This window comes from Streptomyces sp. NPDC054757, assembly GCF_053612185.1.
Window position 1 is genome coordinate 65,426 of record NZ_JBSHBW010000016.1, and the last position, 14,416, is coordinate 79,841.

General features: G+C 70.4%; 11 protein-coding genes, 2 pseudogenes and 1 riboswitch. Of the genes and pseudogenes, 8 read left to right on the top strand and 5 right to left on the bottom strand.

Annotation, left to right across the window (positions count from 1 at the left end):
* Window positions 1–109: 109 nt before the first annotated feature.
* A pseudogene (locus tag ACWGKJ_RS19925) lies at window positions 110–1,012 on the bottom strand (FAD-dependent oxidoreductase); the annotation flags it as partial.
* 94 nt (window positions 1,013–1,106) lie between these two features.
* Here ACWGKJ_RS19925 and ACWGKJ_RS19930 point away from each other — a divergent pair.
* From ACWGKJ_RS19930 to ACWGKJ_RS19955, 6 genes and pseudogenes are all read left to right on the top strand, one after another.
* A pseudogene (locus ACWGKJ_RS19930) lies at window positions 1,107–1,853 on the top strand (TetR/AcrR family transcriptional regulator); the annotation flags it as partial.
* A gap of 120 nt (window positions 1,854–1,973) precedes the next feature.
* A complete protein-coding gene (locus ACWGKJ_RS19935) occupies window positions 1,974–2,432 on the top strand; it encodes an HD domain-containing protein (RefSeq protein ID WP_385019098.1) in 459 nt (152 codons plus the stop codon).
* A 161-nt stretch (window positions 2,433–2,593) separates the two neighbouring features.
* A complete protein-coding gene (locus ACWGKJ_RS19940; protein WP_385019027.1) occupies window positions 2,594–3,196 on the top strand; it encodes an AAA family ATPase in 603 nt (200 codons plus the stop codon).
* Complete coding sequence (locus ACWGKJ_RS19945; RefSeq protein ID WP_385019029.1) at window positions 3,193–3,762, top strand: nucleoside/nucleotide kinase family protein; 570 nt, start codon at window positions 3,193–3,195, stop codon at window positions 3,760–3,762. The genes ACWGKJ_RS19940 and ACWGKJ_RS19945 overlap by 4 nt, the downstream gene beginning before the upstream one ends.
* A gap of 157 nt (window positions 3,763–3,919) precedes the next feature.
* A complete protein-coding gene (locus ACWGKJ_RS19950) occupies window positions 3,920–5,347 on the top strand; it encodes a hypothetical protein (protein ID WP_385019031.1) in 1,428 nt (475 codons plus the stop codon).
* A gap of 35 nt (window positions 5,348–5,382) precedes the next feature.
* Entirely contained in the window at window positions 5,383–6,219 is an 837-nt protein-coding gene (locus ACWGKJ_RS19955; protein WP_385019033.1) for an SDR family NAD(P)-dependent oxidoreductase, read from the top strand.
* Window positions 6,220–6,401: 182 nt separating this feature from the next.
* On the opposite strand, the gene ACWGKJ_RS19960 is transcribed toward ACWGKJ_RS19955, so the two are convergent.
* The 3 genes from ACWGKJ_RS19960 to ACWGKJ_RS19970 all read right to left on the bottom strand — a co-directional run bounded on the left by ACWGKJ_RS19960 (window position 6,402) and on the right by ACWGKJ_RS19970 (window position 9,088).
* A complete protein-coding gene (locus ACWGKJ_RS19960; RefSeq protein ID WP_385019035.1) occupies window positions 6,402–7,829 on the bottom strand; it encodes an alkaline phosphatase family protein in 1,428 nt (475 codons plus the stop codon).
* A gap of 220 nt (window positions 7,830–8,049) precedes the next feature.
* Window positions 8,050–8,817 carry a CbtA family protein gene (locus ACWGKJ_RS19965; protein ID WP_385019037.1) on the bottom strand — a complete coding sequence of 256 codons (768 nt, stop codon included), beginning with the start codon at window positions 8,815–8,817 and terminating at the stop codon, window positions 8,050–8,052.
* Window positions 8,818–8,863: 46 nt separating this feature from the next.
* A complete protein-coding gene (locus tag ACWGKJ_RS19970) occupies window positions 8,864–9,088 on the bottom strand; it encodes a CbtB domain-containing protein (RefSeq protein ID WP_385019039.1) in 225 nt (74 codons plus the stop codon).
* A 44-nt stretch (window positions 9,089–9,132) separates the two neighbouring features.
* Window positions 9,133–9,223: riboswitch (adenosylcobalamin (AdoCbl) riboswitch) on the bottom strand.
* Between the two features lie 578 nt (window positions 9,224–9,801).
* Between ACWGKJ_RS19970 and ACWGKJ_RS19975 the strand changes: the two genes are divergently transcribed.
* The gene (locus ACWGKJ_RS19975; RefSeq protein WP_385019041.1) at window positions 9,802–10,419 is read left to right on the top strand and encodes a histidine phosphatase family protein; all 618 of its coding nucleotides are present in this window, start codon (window positions 9,802–9,804) and stop codon (window positions 10,417–10,419) included.
* A 75-nt stretch (window positions 10,420–10,494) separates the two neighbouring features.
* Here the strand turns inward: ACWGKJ_RS19975 and ACWGKJ_RS19980 are convergent, their stop codons facing one another.
* Window positions 10,495–11,268, bottom strand: a complete 774-nt coding sequence (locus ACWGKJ_RS19980) for a DUF2127 domain-containing protein (protein ID WP_385019043.1) — start codon at window positions 11,266–11,268, stop codon at window positions 10,495–10,497.
* Window positions 11,269–11,647: 379 nt separating this feature from the next.
* Here ACWGKJ_RS19980 and ACWGKJ_RS19985 point away from each other — a divergent pair, with 379 nt between their 5' ends.
* A complete protein-coding gene (locus tag ACWGKJ_RS19985) occupies window positions 11,648–14,281 on the top strand; it encodes an ATP-binding protein (protein ID WP_385019045.1) in 2,634 nt (877 codons plus the stop codon).
* Window positions 14,282–14,416: the final 135 nt, after the last annotated feature.

Consider the following 14,416-nt stretch of genomic DNA (forward strand, 5'->3'; position numbering starts at 1 on the left):
CTGGTAGGTGTCGAGCAGGGCGTCGGGGGCGCCGTGCAGGACCGCGGCGCTTCCAGCCCAGGTTGACGGCGTCCTGGATGCCGGTGTTCATGCCCTGGCCGCCCGCGGGGGAGTGCACATGCGCCGCGTCGCCCGCGAGGAGGACCCGGCCCTCGCGGTAGCGGTCGACCATCCGGACGTTCAGCCGCCAGCGCGAGAGCCAGCCGGCCTCGTGCAGCCGGACCTGGCCGGGTCCGACGACGGCGTCCACGATGTCCTGGAGGGACTCCACCGTGGGGTCGGCGGAGCCACCGGTGTCCCCGGGCGGGACCGGCGCCTGGATCTGGAAGGAGTCCTGTGCGGGCAGCGGGCACAGTGCGACGGACGCTCCGTCGCGGCCCTTGAAGATGTGCCAGTGGTCGCGGTCCAGACCGTCCAGGCGGACATCGCCCAGGAGCATCCGCTCGTCCTCGTCGGTGGTACCGAGGAAGGAGAAGCCCAGGACCCGGCGGACGGTGCTGGAGCCGCCGTCCGCGCCGATCACACAGCGGGCCGTGACGGTCGAGCCGTCGGCCAGCTCGGCCTCCGCGTGCCCGGGGTGCTGGACCAGCCCGGTCACTGTCCTGCCCCACTCGGGCTCGGCCCCGAAGCCCGCCAGGCGGTCGCGGAGCACCTCCTCCACCCGCCACTGCGGGACGAGGAGGGTGCGGGCGTACGGGCTGTCGGGAGTCGGCTCCGAACCGGCGCTCATATCCAGGTCCTGGTGGCTGCCGTCGGACTCGTGGAAGCGCACCGGGAGCCGGAAGCGGCCACAGGAGACCAGCCGGCCGGCTACGCCCAGGTTGTCCAGCACCTCCAGGGTCCGGGGCTGGAGTCCCTTGCCCCTGGAGCCGGTGCCCGGTCCGCCGGCCCGGTCGAGCACGCGCACCCCGACCCCTCGCCTGGCCAGCTCGCAGGCGGCCGTCAGGCCGGTCGGACCCGCGCCCACGATCAGGACATCGGTATCGGTGGGCGGGGTGGGTGATTCGTTCATCGGCGGACCTCACAGGGAGCGGGTGGCAGGGGTGGGATGGATGCGTACGTTGTACGCCAGCGTACAACGTACGCAGCGTCTACCATGAGCGCACATGGTGAACTGGGAGAAGGCCGGGCAGCCGGCCAGAGCAGCACGGGCCGCCCTGTCCGGTGACGTCATCGCCGCTGGGGGGATCGAGCTGGCGGATGCCGACGGCCTGGACGCGGTGACGATGCGCAAGGTCGCCGAGCGCGTCGGTGCGGGGGCAATGTCGCTGTACCGCTATGTCGACAGCCGGGACGATCTGATCAGCCTCATGGTCGACCGGGTCAGCGCGGAAGCGTTCGCCCCGCCGAGAACCGGCGACTGGCGTGCCGACCTGACCGCGGTGGCGCACCTCACCCGGGAACTGGGCCTGCGCCACCCCTGGCTGGCCGGACACTCCATCCCCGCCGAATCGTTCGGACCGCGGATGCTGGCCATGACGGAGTCCCATCTGTCTCTGCTGGACGGCTACGGCTTCGACACCGGCCAGATGCTCGACATCCTGCGGACCGTGCTGGCCTTTGTGCAGGGCCACACATATGCGGAGGCGCGACGGCTGGAGGCGCGGAAGCGCGGCGCCGCGCGGCCCACCGGGCAGGCCGAGCAGGTTGGTCCGGCCGGGCAGACCCAGCCGGTCGAGCGGGCCGGGCGGACCGGTGACACAGGTCAGGCCGGGCCCTCGGGGCTCTCCGCCGTCGAAGGGGCCGCGGAGCCGGGCGCCTACCCGCTCACCTCCCGGGCCCTGCGCGAGACGGCAGATCCGGCGGACTCGCCCCGGACCTTCGACCGCCGCCTCGGCTATCTGCTGGACGGCCTGGCCGCCACGTTCTTTTCCGGCGCTCCCGGCGCTCCCGGCGCTCCCGGCACTTCCGGCGCTCCGGGCCTCCCTGGCTCTCCCGGCCTCCCCGGCGCTCCTGGAAGGCCGGACGGCCGTCTGGCCCTGCGCGAGGTCGAGGCGCTCGCCCGCCGCGTGCACGCCACCCAGACCGACAAGGCGGGGCAGCCGTACACCATCCACCTGGCGGCGGTCGCCGAAGGAGTCGCCGCACGCGGCGGCACCGAAGAACAGATCGCCGCCGCCTGGCTGCACGACGCGGTCGAGGACGGTGCGCTGAGCGAGTCCTGGCTGGAGGGGGCGCCGCTTTCGCGCGGGGTCAAGGACATGGTGCTCGCCATGACCAGACGTACGGGGGAGAGCCCGGAAAAGTACGCGGCCCGGATCCTCGCGGTTCCGGGCGCGCTGCTGATCAAGGAATCCGATATCGCCCACAACGCCGACCCACGGCGGCTGGCCGTCCTGGACAGGCCGACCAGGGACCGGCTCACGGCCAAGTACGCGCGGATGCGGCAGCTGTTGGGGCTTCCGGGGGGCGGAGACCCCACATATACGTAGGGGCTCCGAAAGGGACGGCCTGGCGTCGGTCCGGGTGCCGTACCGAAGCTGGAGGGCCTCCTCGGAAAGATCCAGGCCATCCCCGAAGTGTGACGGCCTTTGCTCCCATCCGCCCCTAAACTGGGCCGAGTTGTATCGAGACGTCTCGGGGGGCGGACAGTGTGACCACTGCGTCAGGCACCAGCACCATCACACTCGCGCTTGTTGCCGGGTACGCCGGTTCGGGCAAGTCCGAGGCCGGCAAGCTCCTGGCAGCGGCAACGGGTTGGGCCATGCTCGACAAGGACACTCTCAGTCGTCCGATGACCGAGCGACTGCTGGCTGCCCTGGGCGGCGATCCGGACGATCGCCACAGTGCCACGTATCTGGAGCAGGCCAGGCCCCTGGAGTACGAGTGCCTGATGAAGGCCGTCTGGGAAAACCTGGAGTGCGGCACTTCGGTAGTAGCGGTGGCACCGTTTCTCGCCGAGAGCGCCGATGCGCAGTGGACATCCCGGGTGACCCGGCGGTGCCGTAGGACCGGAGCCCGCTTCGAGACACTCTGGGTGGACAGCGACCTTGAGTCGATGCGGGACCGGCTGATCTCGCGCAACGCCTCACGGGACACCTGGAAGCTGACGCACTGGCCCTCATACACCAACGGTCTCGACGTCGGCCTCCGGCCGGTGGCGCCTCACCACGTCATTGACAACCGCATCAGCGGGTCACGCCCCCTGGCCGAGCAGGTCGAGTCGATCGCTCAGCGGCTGCTGGAGGGAGCATGAGTGCCGTCGTCCTGTACGGACCTCCGGCTGCGGGCAAGGACACCGTGACGGCAGCCCTGCGCTCGGCGGACCAGCGCTTCGAACTGGTCGCCAAGCTCAAGCAGGGGACGGGCCGGTCGGCCGGCTACCGGTTCGTCACCGCCGCGGAGCTCGGGGACTTGCGCGATCAGGGCAGGATCGTCGTGGAGACCCGGCGTTACGGCAACGTGTACGCGGTCGACGAGCTCTCCCTCATGGAACCCCAGCGGCGCGGCCGGGTCCCGGTCACCCACATCGGCAACGTCGCGGACCTCCGCACGTTGTTGGACCGGACCGCGTCGGTCTCCTGGTTACGGGTCCTTCTGTGGGTGCCGAGGAGCGAGTGCGAGCGGCGGTCCCGCGCGCGCGGAGACACTGACACCGCGAAGCGGCTCACCGCCTGGGACGAGACGGCTCGGGATGTGGGCACATCCGATGTGCGAGACCTGTTCGACCTCGTGATCCGTACGGACCGGATCGAGCCGACGGTCGCTGCCAAGCAGATCACCTACGCGCTCGACGGCGCCGGACACCGTGTGCACGGATGAACTGTTCACCACGCTCAGGCTCAGCCCGGACACGGAACCGGCTCCACGGGGCACGACACCGCGCCATACATGAGTACGTCGGGGCGGGCCCGTCACGACATCTACGGTCACACACAACGGGGGAGCGCCGATGGGAGTCGTCCGGACGTTAGAGGACTTGGCACGAATCGGTCGGCAGCGCACCGTGCAGGACCGGAGCGTGCATCTGCACCAGGACGAGGTCACGGCGGACCTTCTGCTGGACACGGTGTCGGCCGACCGGGTCTCTCTCGACCATATGAGTATCGACGGCGCGCTGACCGTACGGTCCTGCCGTATCGATGAACTGGTCATCGACCATGTGGAGATGGACGCACTGATGGTCGTGAACTCCCGCATCGGCCGCCTGACGGTCCGCAATGCGTCGATCGGATGCGAGGTCACGGTCATCGACTCAGCCCTGGACTTCCTCGCTCTGCACTCGTGCGGGACCGTCCGGCTGGAGCGCCTCCGGGTCGAGGAGCTCGTCCAGGTCAACGCTCTGCGCGGGACGCTCCACATCAGAGACACGCGGGTGTCCTCGCTGACGGTCCGCAGCCAGGCCGCGGGCGGCCGTCTCGGCCGGCCGAGTGTGATCGTGAGAGGACTCAAAACCCGGGAGGACGTCACGTTCGACGACCTCTGGCTCTCCACCATGGAACTCGCCGACGTCGAGACGTGTGAACTTACGCTGAGGCGGGTGCGGTTGGACGAGCCGCTGCGGGCGAGCGAACTTCGTTGCAGTGAGACCATACGCGTGAACGGGCTGGTCGTTCCCGCCGAGATCAGTACGATCACGAACAGCACGGTCAGAGGCTCTGTGGAAGTTCGCAACCTCGGGCTCTGCGACAACCCGGGCGGCAGCAGGGAGGGTGCGACCGCCCGGCTGGCTCTTCACAACACGACGGTCGTGTCGCTCACCTCGGCCTCTGTGGTGTCCTCGGTGATCAGCCTGCACGGCTCCTCCGTCACAGGCACCCTGGGGCTCCCCTCCGGCAGCTCCCGCTACAGCCTCGACAACTCCTCCAGCGTCGGCGACATGGAGCTGGCCGGGCAGGTCTTCCGCAACGGCGCACAGGTGCTCTCTTTTCTGGACCGGTCCTTCACCGAGGTGACGGCCGTGGCCCTGGAATCCGTACGCTCGGCGCTGGCCAAGAGGAACCGGAACCGTGAGGTCGACGAGCTTTACTACCTCGCGCGTCAGCGCGAGGCGACAGCCCTCCCGCCGCTGCGGCGCGCCATCGCGCAGGGCTTCCTCGGTGGCATCCTCGGCTGGGGAGTCCGGGCACGCAACCCGGCCCGTGTGCTGATGGCCGGCGTCCTGCTGACAGGTGCGGTGCTTCATCTGGCGGGCGCTGTCCGCGAATCCGGCCGCGGCCTGACAGACACGGCAGCCGCGGGCAGGAGCTTCGTACTCGCTCTCGCTCTCTGGCTGAACGTCGGCACCGGCACGCCGTCGGGGCTGAATACTGCCGGATGGACAGCGCTCGCCGTCGCGTTCACCGTTGCGGGCATGCTGTTCACCACCCTCATTGTGGGCATAGTCATCCGCAAACTGGTGCGTTGACCGCCCCTGGATGGACGGGTGGCAGAGTGCCGTCCATGGAAGAGCGAGAAGAGCCGGCAGGGAACGCGGCAGCTGTGCCCGCTGTCACGTACGGACTGAGTGGTAGGTCGATTCTGGTGACCGGTGGCAGCAGAGGACTGGGATATGCGATCGCGCGCCTCCTTGCGGCAGAAGGGGCTTCCCTCGCGATCTGCGGCCGGGACCCCGGCACCTTGGACCAGGTGTCATCCGAGCTGGACCGGGATTTCGGGGCCCCGGTGGTGACGGGATGCGTGGATGTCCTGGCACACGGTGAACTGGAGGACTTCACCCGGCGGGCCGGCAGCGAACTCGGCGGACTCGACGGCCTGGTCGCCAACATCGGAGGCAAACGCGGCGGCGGCGTCCTCGACTCGACCCGGGAGGACTGGCAGGACACCTGGGAACTGAACGGGGGGCATGCGGTGCGTACTGTCCGGGCAGCACTGGGCTGCCTGCGGCCCGGCAGCTCCGTGGTGATGGTTGCCTCCATCTCCGGCTGGAAGCCTCGCTTTCCCGCCCAGTACGGGGCCGCCAAGGCATCGGAGATCTACCTGGCGGGCGCCCTGTGCCAAGAGCTGGCCCCGTACGGTGTGCGCGTCAACACCGTCAGCCCGGGCTCCATTCTCCTGCCGGGAAAGAGCTGGGACCGCCTGAGCCGACGTGACCCGGAAACCTACGCGGCATATGCGGAACGCAACCCCAGTGGCCGCCTGTTGGAGGCCGACGAAGTGGCCAGGGTCATCGGCTTCCTTCTCTCGCCTGCGGCCGGCGCTGTTAACGGCGCGCATATCCCTGTCGACGGCGGTCAGCCGCAGGCAGGGCTGGGAATCGTTCCGGGCCGACAGACCTGACCAGGCGAGTCCCGCTCCGCCGTGGAGGTGTCCTGCCCACCCGGAGCAGGAAACAGCCTCCCTATCCCTTGCCGGTCGGCTCCGCAAGGGAAGGAAGGCTCTCTCGGACGCCGGCTTCACCCCACCGGCGTATGGCTCTCTTCTCGCCGTCCAGCCGAAAACATAGTCGCGTGGGCAGGATCCTAGGTGCGCGGCCGGCGCCCCCGTTCCTGCCGTGGGAAGCTCTGGTCGGCCCCCGGCAGGTGCGGCTTCGGGAGGGTGGCGACCTCCTTCTTCGCCTGTTCCAGCTGCTCGGCCGTGTCCTCCGGCAGGTGCGGCGGCCGGCGGTGGGTGTCGGAGAAGCGGAAGGCCGAGGTCAGGTCGCCGAAGGTGCGGCGGCGCCACTGGGTGATGTTGGGCTCCCGTACGCCCGTGAACCGCTCCAGGAACTGGAGCGCCGAGGTGTGGTCGAACCGCTCGCCCGCGACCCAGCCGCCCACGGTCCACGGTGACACGATGATCGCGGGGACCCGGAAGCCGCCGCCGATCGGTAGGCCGTCGACGAACTCGTCCGTCGTGCCGGGCTTCGGGGTGGGGGGTGCCACATGGTCGAACAGGCCGTCGTTCTCGTCGTAGTTGAGGATGAAGGCGGTCTTCGCCCACACCTTCGGGTTGGAGGCGATGGCCTCGATCTTCTGGGCCACGAAGTCCGCGCCTGCCGCCGGAAGGTAGTCCGGGTGCTCGGACTGGTAGCTGGTCGGCATGATCCAGGAGACGGCGGGCAACCGGTCGTTGCGTGCGTCGTCCTCGAACGTGCCCTCCGGCTGGGGGCGTACACCGCGCTCGTACAGCTCGTCACCGGGCTTGGCGTCCTTGAACGTCCGGAAGTTCTTCAGCATGTTGCAGCCGTAGTCGTCGTCCTGCTGATAGACCTTCCAGCTGACGCCCGCCGCTTGGAGCCGTTCGGCGTAGGTCGTCCAGCGGTACGGCGTGGCGGCGGTGTTGCTCAGGATCGGCCCGCCCTGGGTGCCGTTCGGGTCGAGGGTGCCCGTCATCCAGTACAGCCGGTTCGGCCAGGTGGGACCGAACACCGAGCAGAAGTAGTTGTCGCAGATGGTGAAGGTCTCCGCCAGCGCGAACTGGAACGGGATGTCCTCCCGGGTGTAATAGCCCATGACATAAGGGCCGTTGACCCCGTCGGCCTTGCGGTGCGCGGGCAGCCACTGGTCCATCCGGCCGCCGTTCCACGCCTCGTGCTGTACGGACCAGGCGTGGCTGGTGGACGGGATGGCCTGGGCGCTCGATGTGTGGGTGTCCAGATGGAACGGGAGCAGATAGCCCTTCGGGTTCACTGTGTCGGGCTGGTAGAAGACCGGCTTGCCGTTCGGCAGCTTCTGCGCGTGCGGGTCGCTGAAGCCGCGTACGCCGGACAGCGTGCCGAAGTAGTGGTCGAACGAGCGGTTCTCCTGCATCAGCATGACGACGTGTTCGATGTCGCGCAGGGAACCGTGGCGCGGCGGCCCGGCCGCGACCGCCTTCTGCACGCTGGGCGGCAGCAGCGAGAGCGCCGCAGCGCCGCCCACGGCGCCTGCCGCTGAGCCAAGGAGTCTGCGTCGCGTCAACTCGGCCATGAACATCCCCTTCTCACGCTCGGACGGGCCCGTTCTGAGGCCCCTCCGGAACTCTCTCGGGAGCCCGGTGAAGAGGGGAGGAGTCGGACGATGAACAGGTGGCCAATGAGCGGCAAGGGCTTGGCCAAGCCAGAACCTGGTGTTCGCACAGCCGGGATCCCGCCCGGACAAAGGTCCGGACGGGATCCGTGAGTAGCCGTGAAGCCCCTTGTGGGAGAGCTCAGTTGGTGGGGGCGGCCGTTGGCGCCACGGTGCCGTCCGTGTGGTGTGACGCAGCCGTCCGTGGGAGGAGATGACGCTCGGCGAGGTGGCCGAAGAGCAGGCCGAACGCGGTCCACAGCGTGAGCTGGATGGCGAGCGCCGAGAGCCGGAACTGCCAGAGCAGGGTGGCCGGGAAGTCCTTGGGCACCTCGTTGACGGCGGGCAGGAGCGCATAGGCGAGTCCGACCAGTACGAGGAAGGCGGCCCCGGCCGCTACGGTCGCGTTCCAGTTGCCCAGCCGTGGCGCGAGCCGTTTGCCGAGGAGCACGGCGGCCACCGAGAGCAGCACGCTGAGGACCATCATCAGGAAGTACAGGGCGGTGCGTTTGCCGATGGTGCCGGGGTCGCCGACGGACGGCGGGTTGGCCGGGTACTTGAGGAACGGCACGACGTACACGGTGATCAGGGCGCCGGCCGAGACCAGCATGGCTGTCGCCCGCGGGCCGAAGCCGCCGGTACGGCCGAGTGCGAAGCAGAACGCGAGAGCGGCGATACCGCCGACCGCGACGCCGAAGACGAGCACACCGGTGGCGAGTCCCGCCGTCGACTGGAGGGAGCGGCTGACCACCTCCATCTCGTGCTCATGGCTGTGCGCGTCCTCGAAGGCGATGGCCGAGTCGACCCGCGGCTCACCGAGCAGATAGGCGACCACCAGGGCCAGTACACCGGCGGCGAGGCCGGCCAGCATGCCGCGGACGAGCAGGACGCGTATCGATATGGAGTTCATGAGAGAGGTCCCCTGGACGTCAGTAGGTCAGTTGGACGTCAGTAGGTCAGTGGCAGGGGAAGCCGAGGAGATGACGTCCGTCGTGGACCCACTCGTGCACGTCGGTCCCCGAGACGACCGAGGTGGCGCCCTGCTCGGCGCCGACGAAGTACAGCAGGACGAGCATGAGGATCCCGAAGAAGACCGCCCAGGGGGCGATGGCCTTGGCCGAGAGCGGAGCGATCGCCGGAGTGGCGGGGGCGCTCGGAGTGGGGGCAAGGGAGTTTGCCATGGCAGAACCTCCTGGGGAACACGCGTCCCGGTCGTGGTGCCTGAGACGAAGGTGCTGGGTCTGACTTCCCGTAGGACGGGTTCACAGTGGCGCGACCGTGCCGGATTCTCACCGGACTTCCATTACGCCTTCGTCATGTTCACGTGGACCGTACCGTCTGCCCGACCGGCTTCGCTACGGTGCCGGTCCGGCAGAACGGCCCGTCACACCCCGCGCCCGGTACCCCGGACGCACGTGTTCTGCTTGCCCGGCCGGACGGGTGGACGGGTGGACGGCGGGACGGTGAGGGCGATGACGGTACGGGTGATGCAGTACGGATGATGCAGTACGGATGATGTCGGTCTCACCTCGCGGAGCGGGGTCCGGCTCTGTGCGAGGTCCGTATCGACGACGCGGGGCCGCCGGACGAGGCGTTCCGGCGGCTGGACGTCGCGCCGCTGACGCCGACCGGGCTGGGCGGCAGGGCCGGACGGTGGAACCCGCGCACCGGACGGTCGCCGGAGCCGTGACCAGGGGTGCGCCCCGGCGGCGGGTGCGCTCCGCTGGAGAGGGCGTGGCAGTGCGCCCGGAATCACACCCCGTGAGCCGCCTCTGCGGGAATCTTCGCTGGTCGTGACAGGCTGAAGCCCTTGTACAACATCAACACAGACGTCACGGGTGGCTCCGACAGCACATCGGCGGCCCGGTGACAGACGCGAAAAGGCAGGGCGGTCATGGGAGAGCTGATTCTCGTACGGCACGGTGAGACCAGCTGGAGCCGCACCGGGAAACACACCAGCTGGACGGATCTGCCGCTGACGGCGGCCGGCGAGGAGCAGGCCCGCAAGGTCGCACCGCTGCTGGCCCAGCGGCGCATCGCACTGACCCTCACCAGCACGCTGACCAGGGCCAGGCGGACGGCCGAGCTGGCGGGCCTCGAACCCGCACGCGCCGACGCCGACCTGCACGAGTGGGACTACGGGGCGTACGAGGGCATCACCAGCGCGGAGATCCACCAGGACCGGCCCGACTGGGACCTGTGGACCGACGGGGTGGCCGAGGGCCCGCCCGAGCACCCCGGCGAGTCCCCGCAGCAGGTTGGCGAGCGCGCCGACCGCGTCCTGCGGCGGGTCGACGTGGCGCTGCGCGACGCCGATCTGGACGGCGAGGGCGGAGACGTCGTCCTCGTCGGGCACGCCCACTTCCTGCGGGTGCTGACCGCGCGCCGGCTCGGACTGCCCGCGTCGGCCGGGGCGCTGTTCCGGCTGGACACCGCGTCCGTGAGCCGGATCGGCACCGAACACGGCCGACCCGCCCTCGCCGTGTGGAATCAGGTGCCGCTCAGCGGGTGACGGGTGACGGGTGACGGGTGACGGGTGACGGGTGGCTGGGGGTGGGGCCGGCCGGTGCCGCAGCGGTGACGGGCCTCAGCCGTTGACGTGCGCCGCCCCCGCGGTCGTCTCGACTTCCAGCAGTGAGGCGCTCTGGCGCTCCGCTTCGAAGGCCGTGTGCCCGCCCCGCAGGCCGAACAGGCGCTTGCCGAGCAGGATGTAGAGCACCGCCAGGATGTTGACCGTCAGGGTGGCGATCTTCAGCCAGCTGACCTTCTCGGTGAGCTCGTAGACCTCCAGCGGCAGGAACACCGCCGTGGCGACGACCGTCAGATACTCGGCCCAGCGCTTGGCGCGCCACAGTCCGACGCCCTCGACGATCTCGATCAGCGCGTAGACGACCAGCAGCGCGGCGACCAGCACCAGTGTGGAGTGCTTGTAACCGAAGGTCTTCTGGATGGTGCCGACCACCGGCGAGTGGTCCAGGTCGTAGTGGAAGTGACGGAACACCGGGCGCAGCACGTCCAGGTTCTCGTCGAAGAGCCGCCGCACTGCGTCCTTGCTGTTGCTGAACTTCCACACGGCCACGGCCACCAGCACGATGAACACCCCGCGCACCGCCCGCTCCACGGCGAGGAAGCGCAGGATGAACAGATCGCGCAGTACCTTGCCGCGCGGCACCAGCGGGGCGTCCCGCGCGGGGCCCGATCCGTGCGGATCCCCCAGGGCGAAGTCCCCGCAGCGCAGACAGCGCCATGCCTCGCCGAATCCGGTGTCGGCGCGCAGCCGCGCCGCGAGTTCCGGTTCCCGCGGGGCGTACGTCACATGTCCGCGCCGTGCGCAGGTGCGCCGGTTCCAGTCGATCTTCATGCTGTCTTCCCCGTGACGGTCGGCCGATGGTCGGCTTCTGATGTTGCCGGCGGCGGCCGCGTGGCGGCCGGACCGGCCCAGCGCGGACCGTAGCAGGACGCCGGCGGGCGCCGGATGACAGGGCCCCGACAGACAGGGCGGCGGTCATCGCGGACGAGGACCGCGGATGCGGATGGGATGAGGGGTACCGGTGCGGATGAGAGGCACCGCCGTGGGCACCGGCCGCCGGGGTCGGGGCAGGGGCGGTTCCCAAGATTACTGCCCACGCCCGCAGGGCATGGGAACTTCTGCCCACTCGTGAAGAGGTCCATCCGGACCGGCCCGCGGCCCCGGCCTGCCGGGATACTCTCGAGATCCGTTTGCAGGCAGGGGAGGAACGATGGGGTCCCGGAAGGAACGCCCGGCCGCCGTACCGCTGCTGGAGCGGGAGAACGAGATCGCCGCGGGGACGCACGCCGTCGAGGCGCTGTGCGCGGGGGAGTCCGCCGGGGGCCTCCTCATCTACAGCGGCGAGGCCGGCCTCGGGAAGACCGCGCTGCTCAAGGCGGTCAGTGCCCAGGCGGCCGGACGCTGCACGGTGTGGTCGGCCCGCGGCGGCGAGACGCTCACCTCCGTACCCTTCCACGTCGTACGCCAACTCCTGCAGCCTGCACTGACGATGCCCGGGATCCGGGACGCCCGCGATCTGCTCGGTGACCGGTACGAGATCGTCGGGCCCGCACTCGGTGTCGCGCCGCCCGGCGCGCAGCAGGCCGACCCGCAGGGTGTCCGTGACGGTCTGGAGGCCGTGGCGGTGCGGCTCGCCGGGCTGTTCCGCCCGCTGGTGTTCATCGTGGACGACGCCCAGTGGTGCGATCTGGAGACGCTCGCGTGGCTGGCCTCCTTCACCGGGCGCGAGGGCGGACCGCCGATGCTGGTGGTCCTCGCGTACCGCACGGGCGAGGCGGACGGCGACGCCGCGGAGTATCTGCGCGTGCTGGAGGCGGCGGCCGAGAAGTCCGTCCAACTGCGCGCGCTCACCCCCGATGCCATCGCCCAGCTCTCCCGCAGCGCGCTCGGGGAGCATGCCGACGACCCGTTCTGCCGCGAGGTCTGGGCGGTGACCGGTGGGAACGCGTACGAGACCGTCGAACTCCTCGCCCGGGTGCGGGACGACGCCATCGACCCGGTGGAGGACTCGGCGGGAGCCCTGCGCGCGATGGGTGCGTCGGCCCGCGGCTCGGGGCTGATCGCCCGCCTGGAGGAACTGGGCACCGGGGCCACCCGGTTCGCCTGGGCCGCCGGGATCCTCGGCACCGGCATCTCGCTGGGCCTGGCCGGGCGGCTCGCGGGCATGAGCGAGAGCGAGGCGGCCGAGTGCGCCGAGCGGCTGCGGGCCGCCCGCATCCTCACCGGCGGCGACCCGATGGAGTTCGTCCATCCGCTGATCGCGGGCGCCGTCTACCGCGCCGTACCGCCCGCCACCCGTACCGCGATGCACGGCCAGGCCGCCTGGGCCGTGACCAGGGCGGGCCGGGGCGCGGCAGCCGCCGCGCCGCATCTGCTCCAGGTCCACCCGGACGACGACCCCGAGCTGGTCGCACAGCTCAGGGAGGCCGCCGCCGAACACCTCGCGGTGGGTGCTCCGGACGCGGCCAGGCGCTGTCTTGAGCGGGCGCTTGAGGAGCCACCGCTGCCCGCGGTGCGGGCCAGCGTCCTGTACGAGCTGGGCTGCGCCACGCTGCTGACCTCACCGGCCACCACGGTCGGTCATCTGCGGGCCGCGCTCGCCCAGCCCGGGCTCGACGACGAGCTGCGGGTGGACGCGGTCTTCCGGCTGGCCCAGGCACTGACGCACAACAACCAGACCCGTGAGGCCGCCGAAGTGGTGGCGGCCGAGGCGGAGGTGACCGAGCCGGGCCCCGCCAGGCGGCGGCTGCAGACCGCGCACTTCCTCTGGGAGGGCGTCCAGGCGGTCGAGGACGACGGTCCCGCGCGCTCCCGCCGCCTCGCCGCGATGACCGACGGCCTGGGCGGCCAGGACAACTCCGAACGGATCCTGCTCATACTGCGCGCGTTCGACGGCACCGCCCGCGGCGAGAGCGCCGAGGAGATCGTCGAGATCTGCGACCGGGCCCTGGTCAACGGACGGCTGCCACCGGGCATCGGCTGGACCGGCACCTCCTGGGGGTTCGAGCCCGCCGCGCTGCTCGGCCTCTCGTACGCCTACGCCGACCGGCTCGACCGGGCCGAGAGTCTCTTCTCGGAGGCGCTCCGCTCGTTCGAGGTGTCCGGCTGGAGCGGCGGGCATCTCTCCTTCGCCAACGCGCTCGTCGGCTATCTCCAGCGCAGGCGCGGCCGGCTGGCCGAGGCCGAGACCTATCTGCGCGAGAGCCTGCGCCTGGCGGAGCGGGTCGGCAACGGCCTCCCGATGAACTGGGACGCCGCCTGCATGCTGATCGACACCCTGCTGGCCCGCGGCCATGTCGCGGCCGCCCGCGAGGCCGCGGAACGGTACGGCTTCGCGCCCCCTTACCCCTCATCGGTCGTCATCCCCGACGCGCCTTCGGTGCGCGGCAGGCTGCTGCTCGCGTGCGGCCGCACCAAGGAGGCCGTCGCCGAACTGGAGGCCGCCGGCGAGGCGTTGCGTGGGCGCGGAAGGCACAACAGTGTCATGGCGCCCTGGGCGGGCGATCTGGTGCGGGCGCTCGCCACCGAGGATCCGGCCCGCGCGGCTGAGCTGGTGACGTATGTCCGCCACCGGGCGGAGCGGTTCGGTACGGACACCGCCATCGGTGAGTCGCTGCGGATCGCTGCCGTCCTGGAGAGCGGCGGACGCGCCGTGGAGCTGCTCGGCGGCGCGGTCGCCTATCTCGAAGCGTCACCCTGCGCGTATGAACACGCCCAGGCGCGGGTGGAGTTCGGCATCGCGGCCCGCTCGGAGACCGACCTCGTGCGCGGGCTCGCCCTCGCCGAGTCCTGCGGCGCCGACGGTCTGGCCGACCGGGCCAGGGCCGCCCTGCACCTGCGCTGATACCAAGCTGCCCTCTTTCGGGGGCAGTTGGGACGCATGTTCGGTCACTCCGCGTGTGTGAACGGAAGCTGACCGTGTAAAACCGGCGAGTCTATTCCTCTGGAACCGTCACCGCACAAGGTTGGAAGAATATGC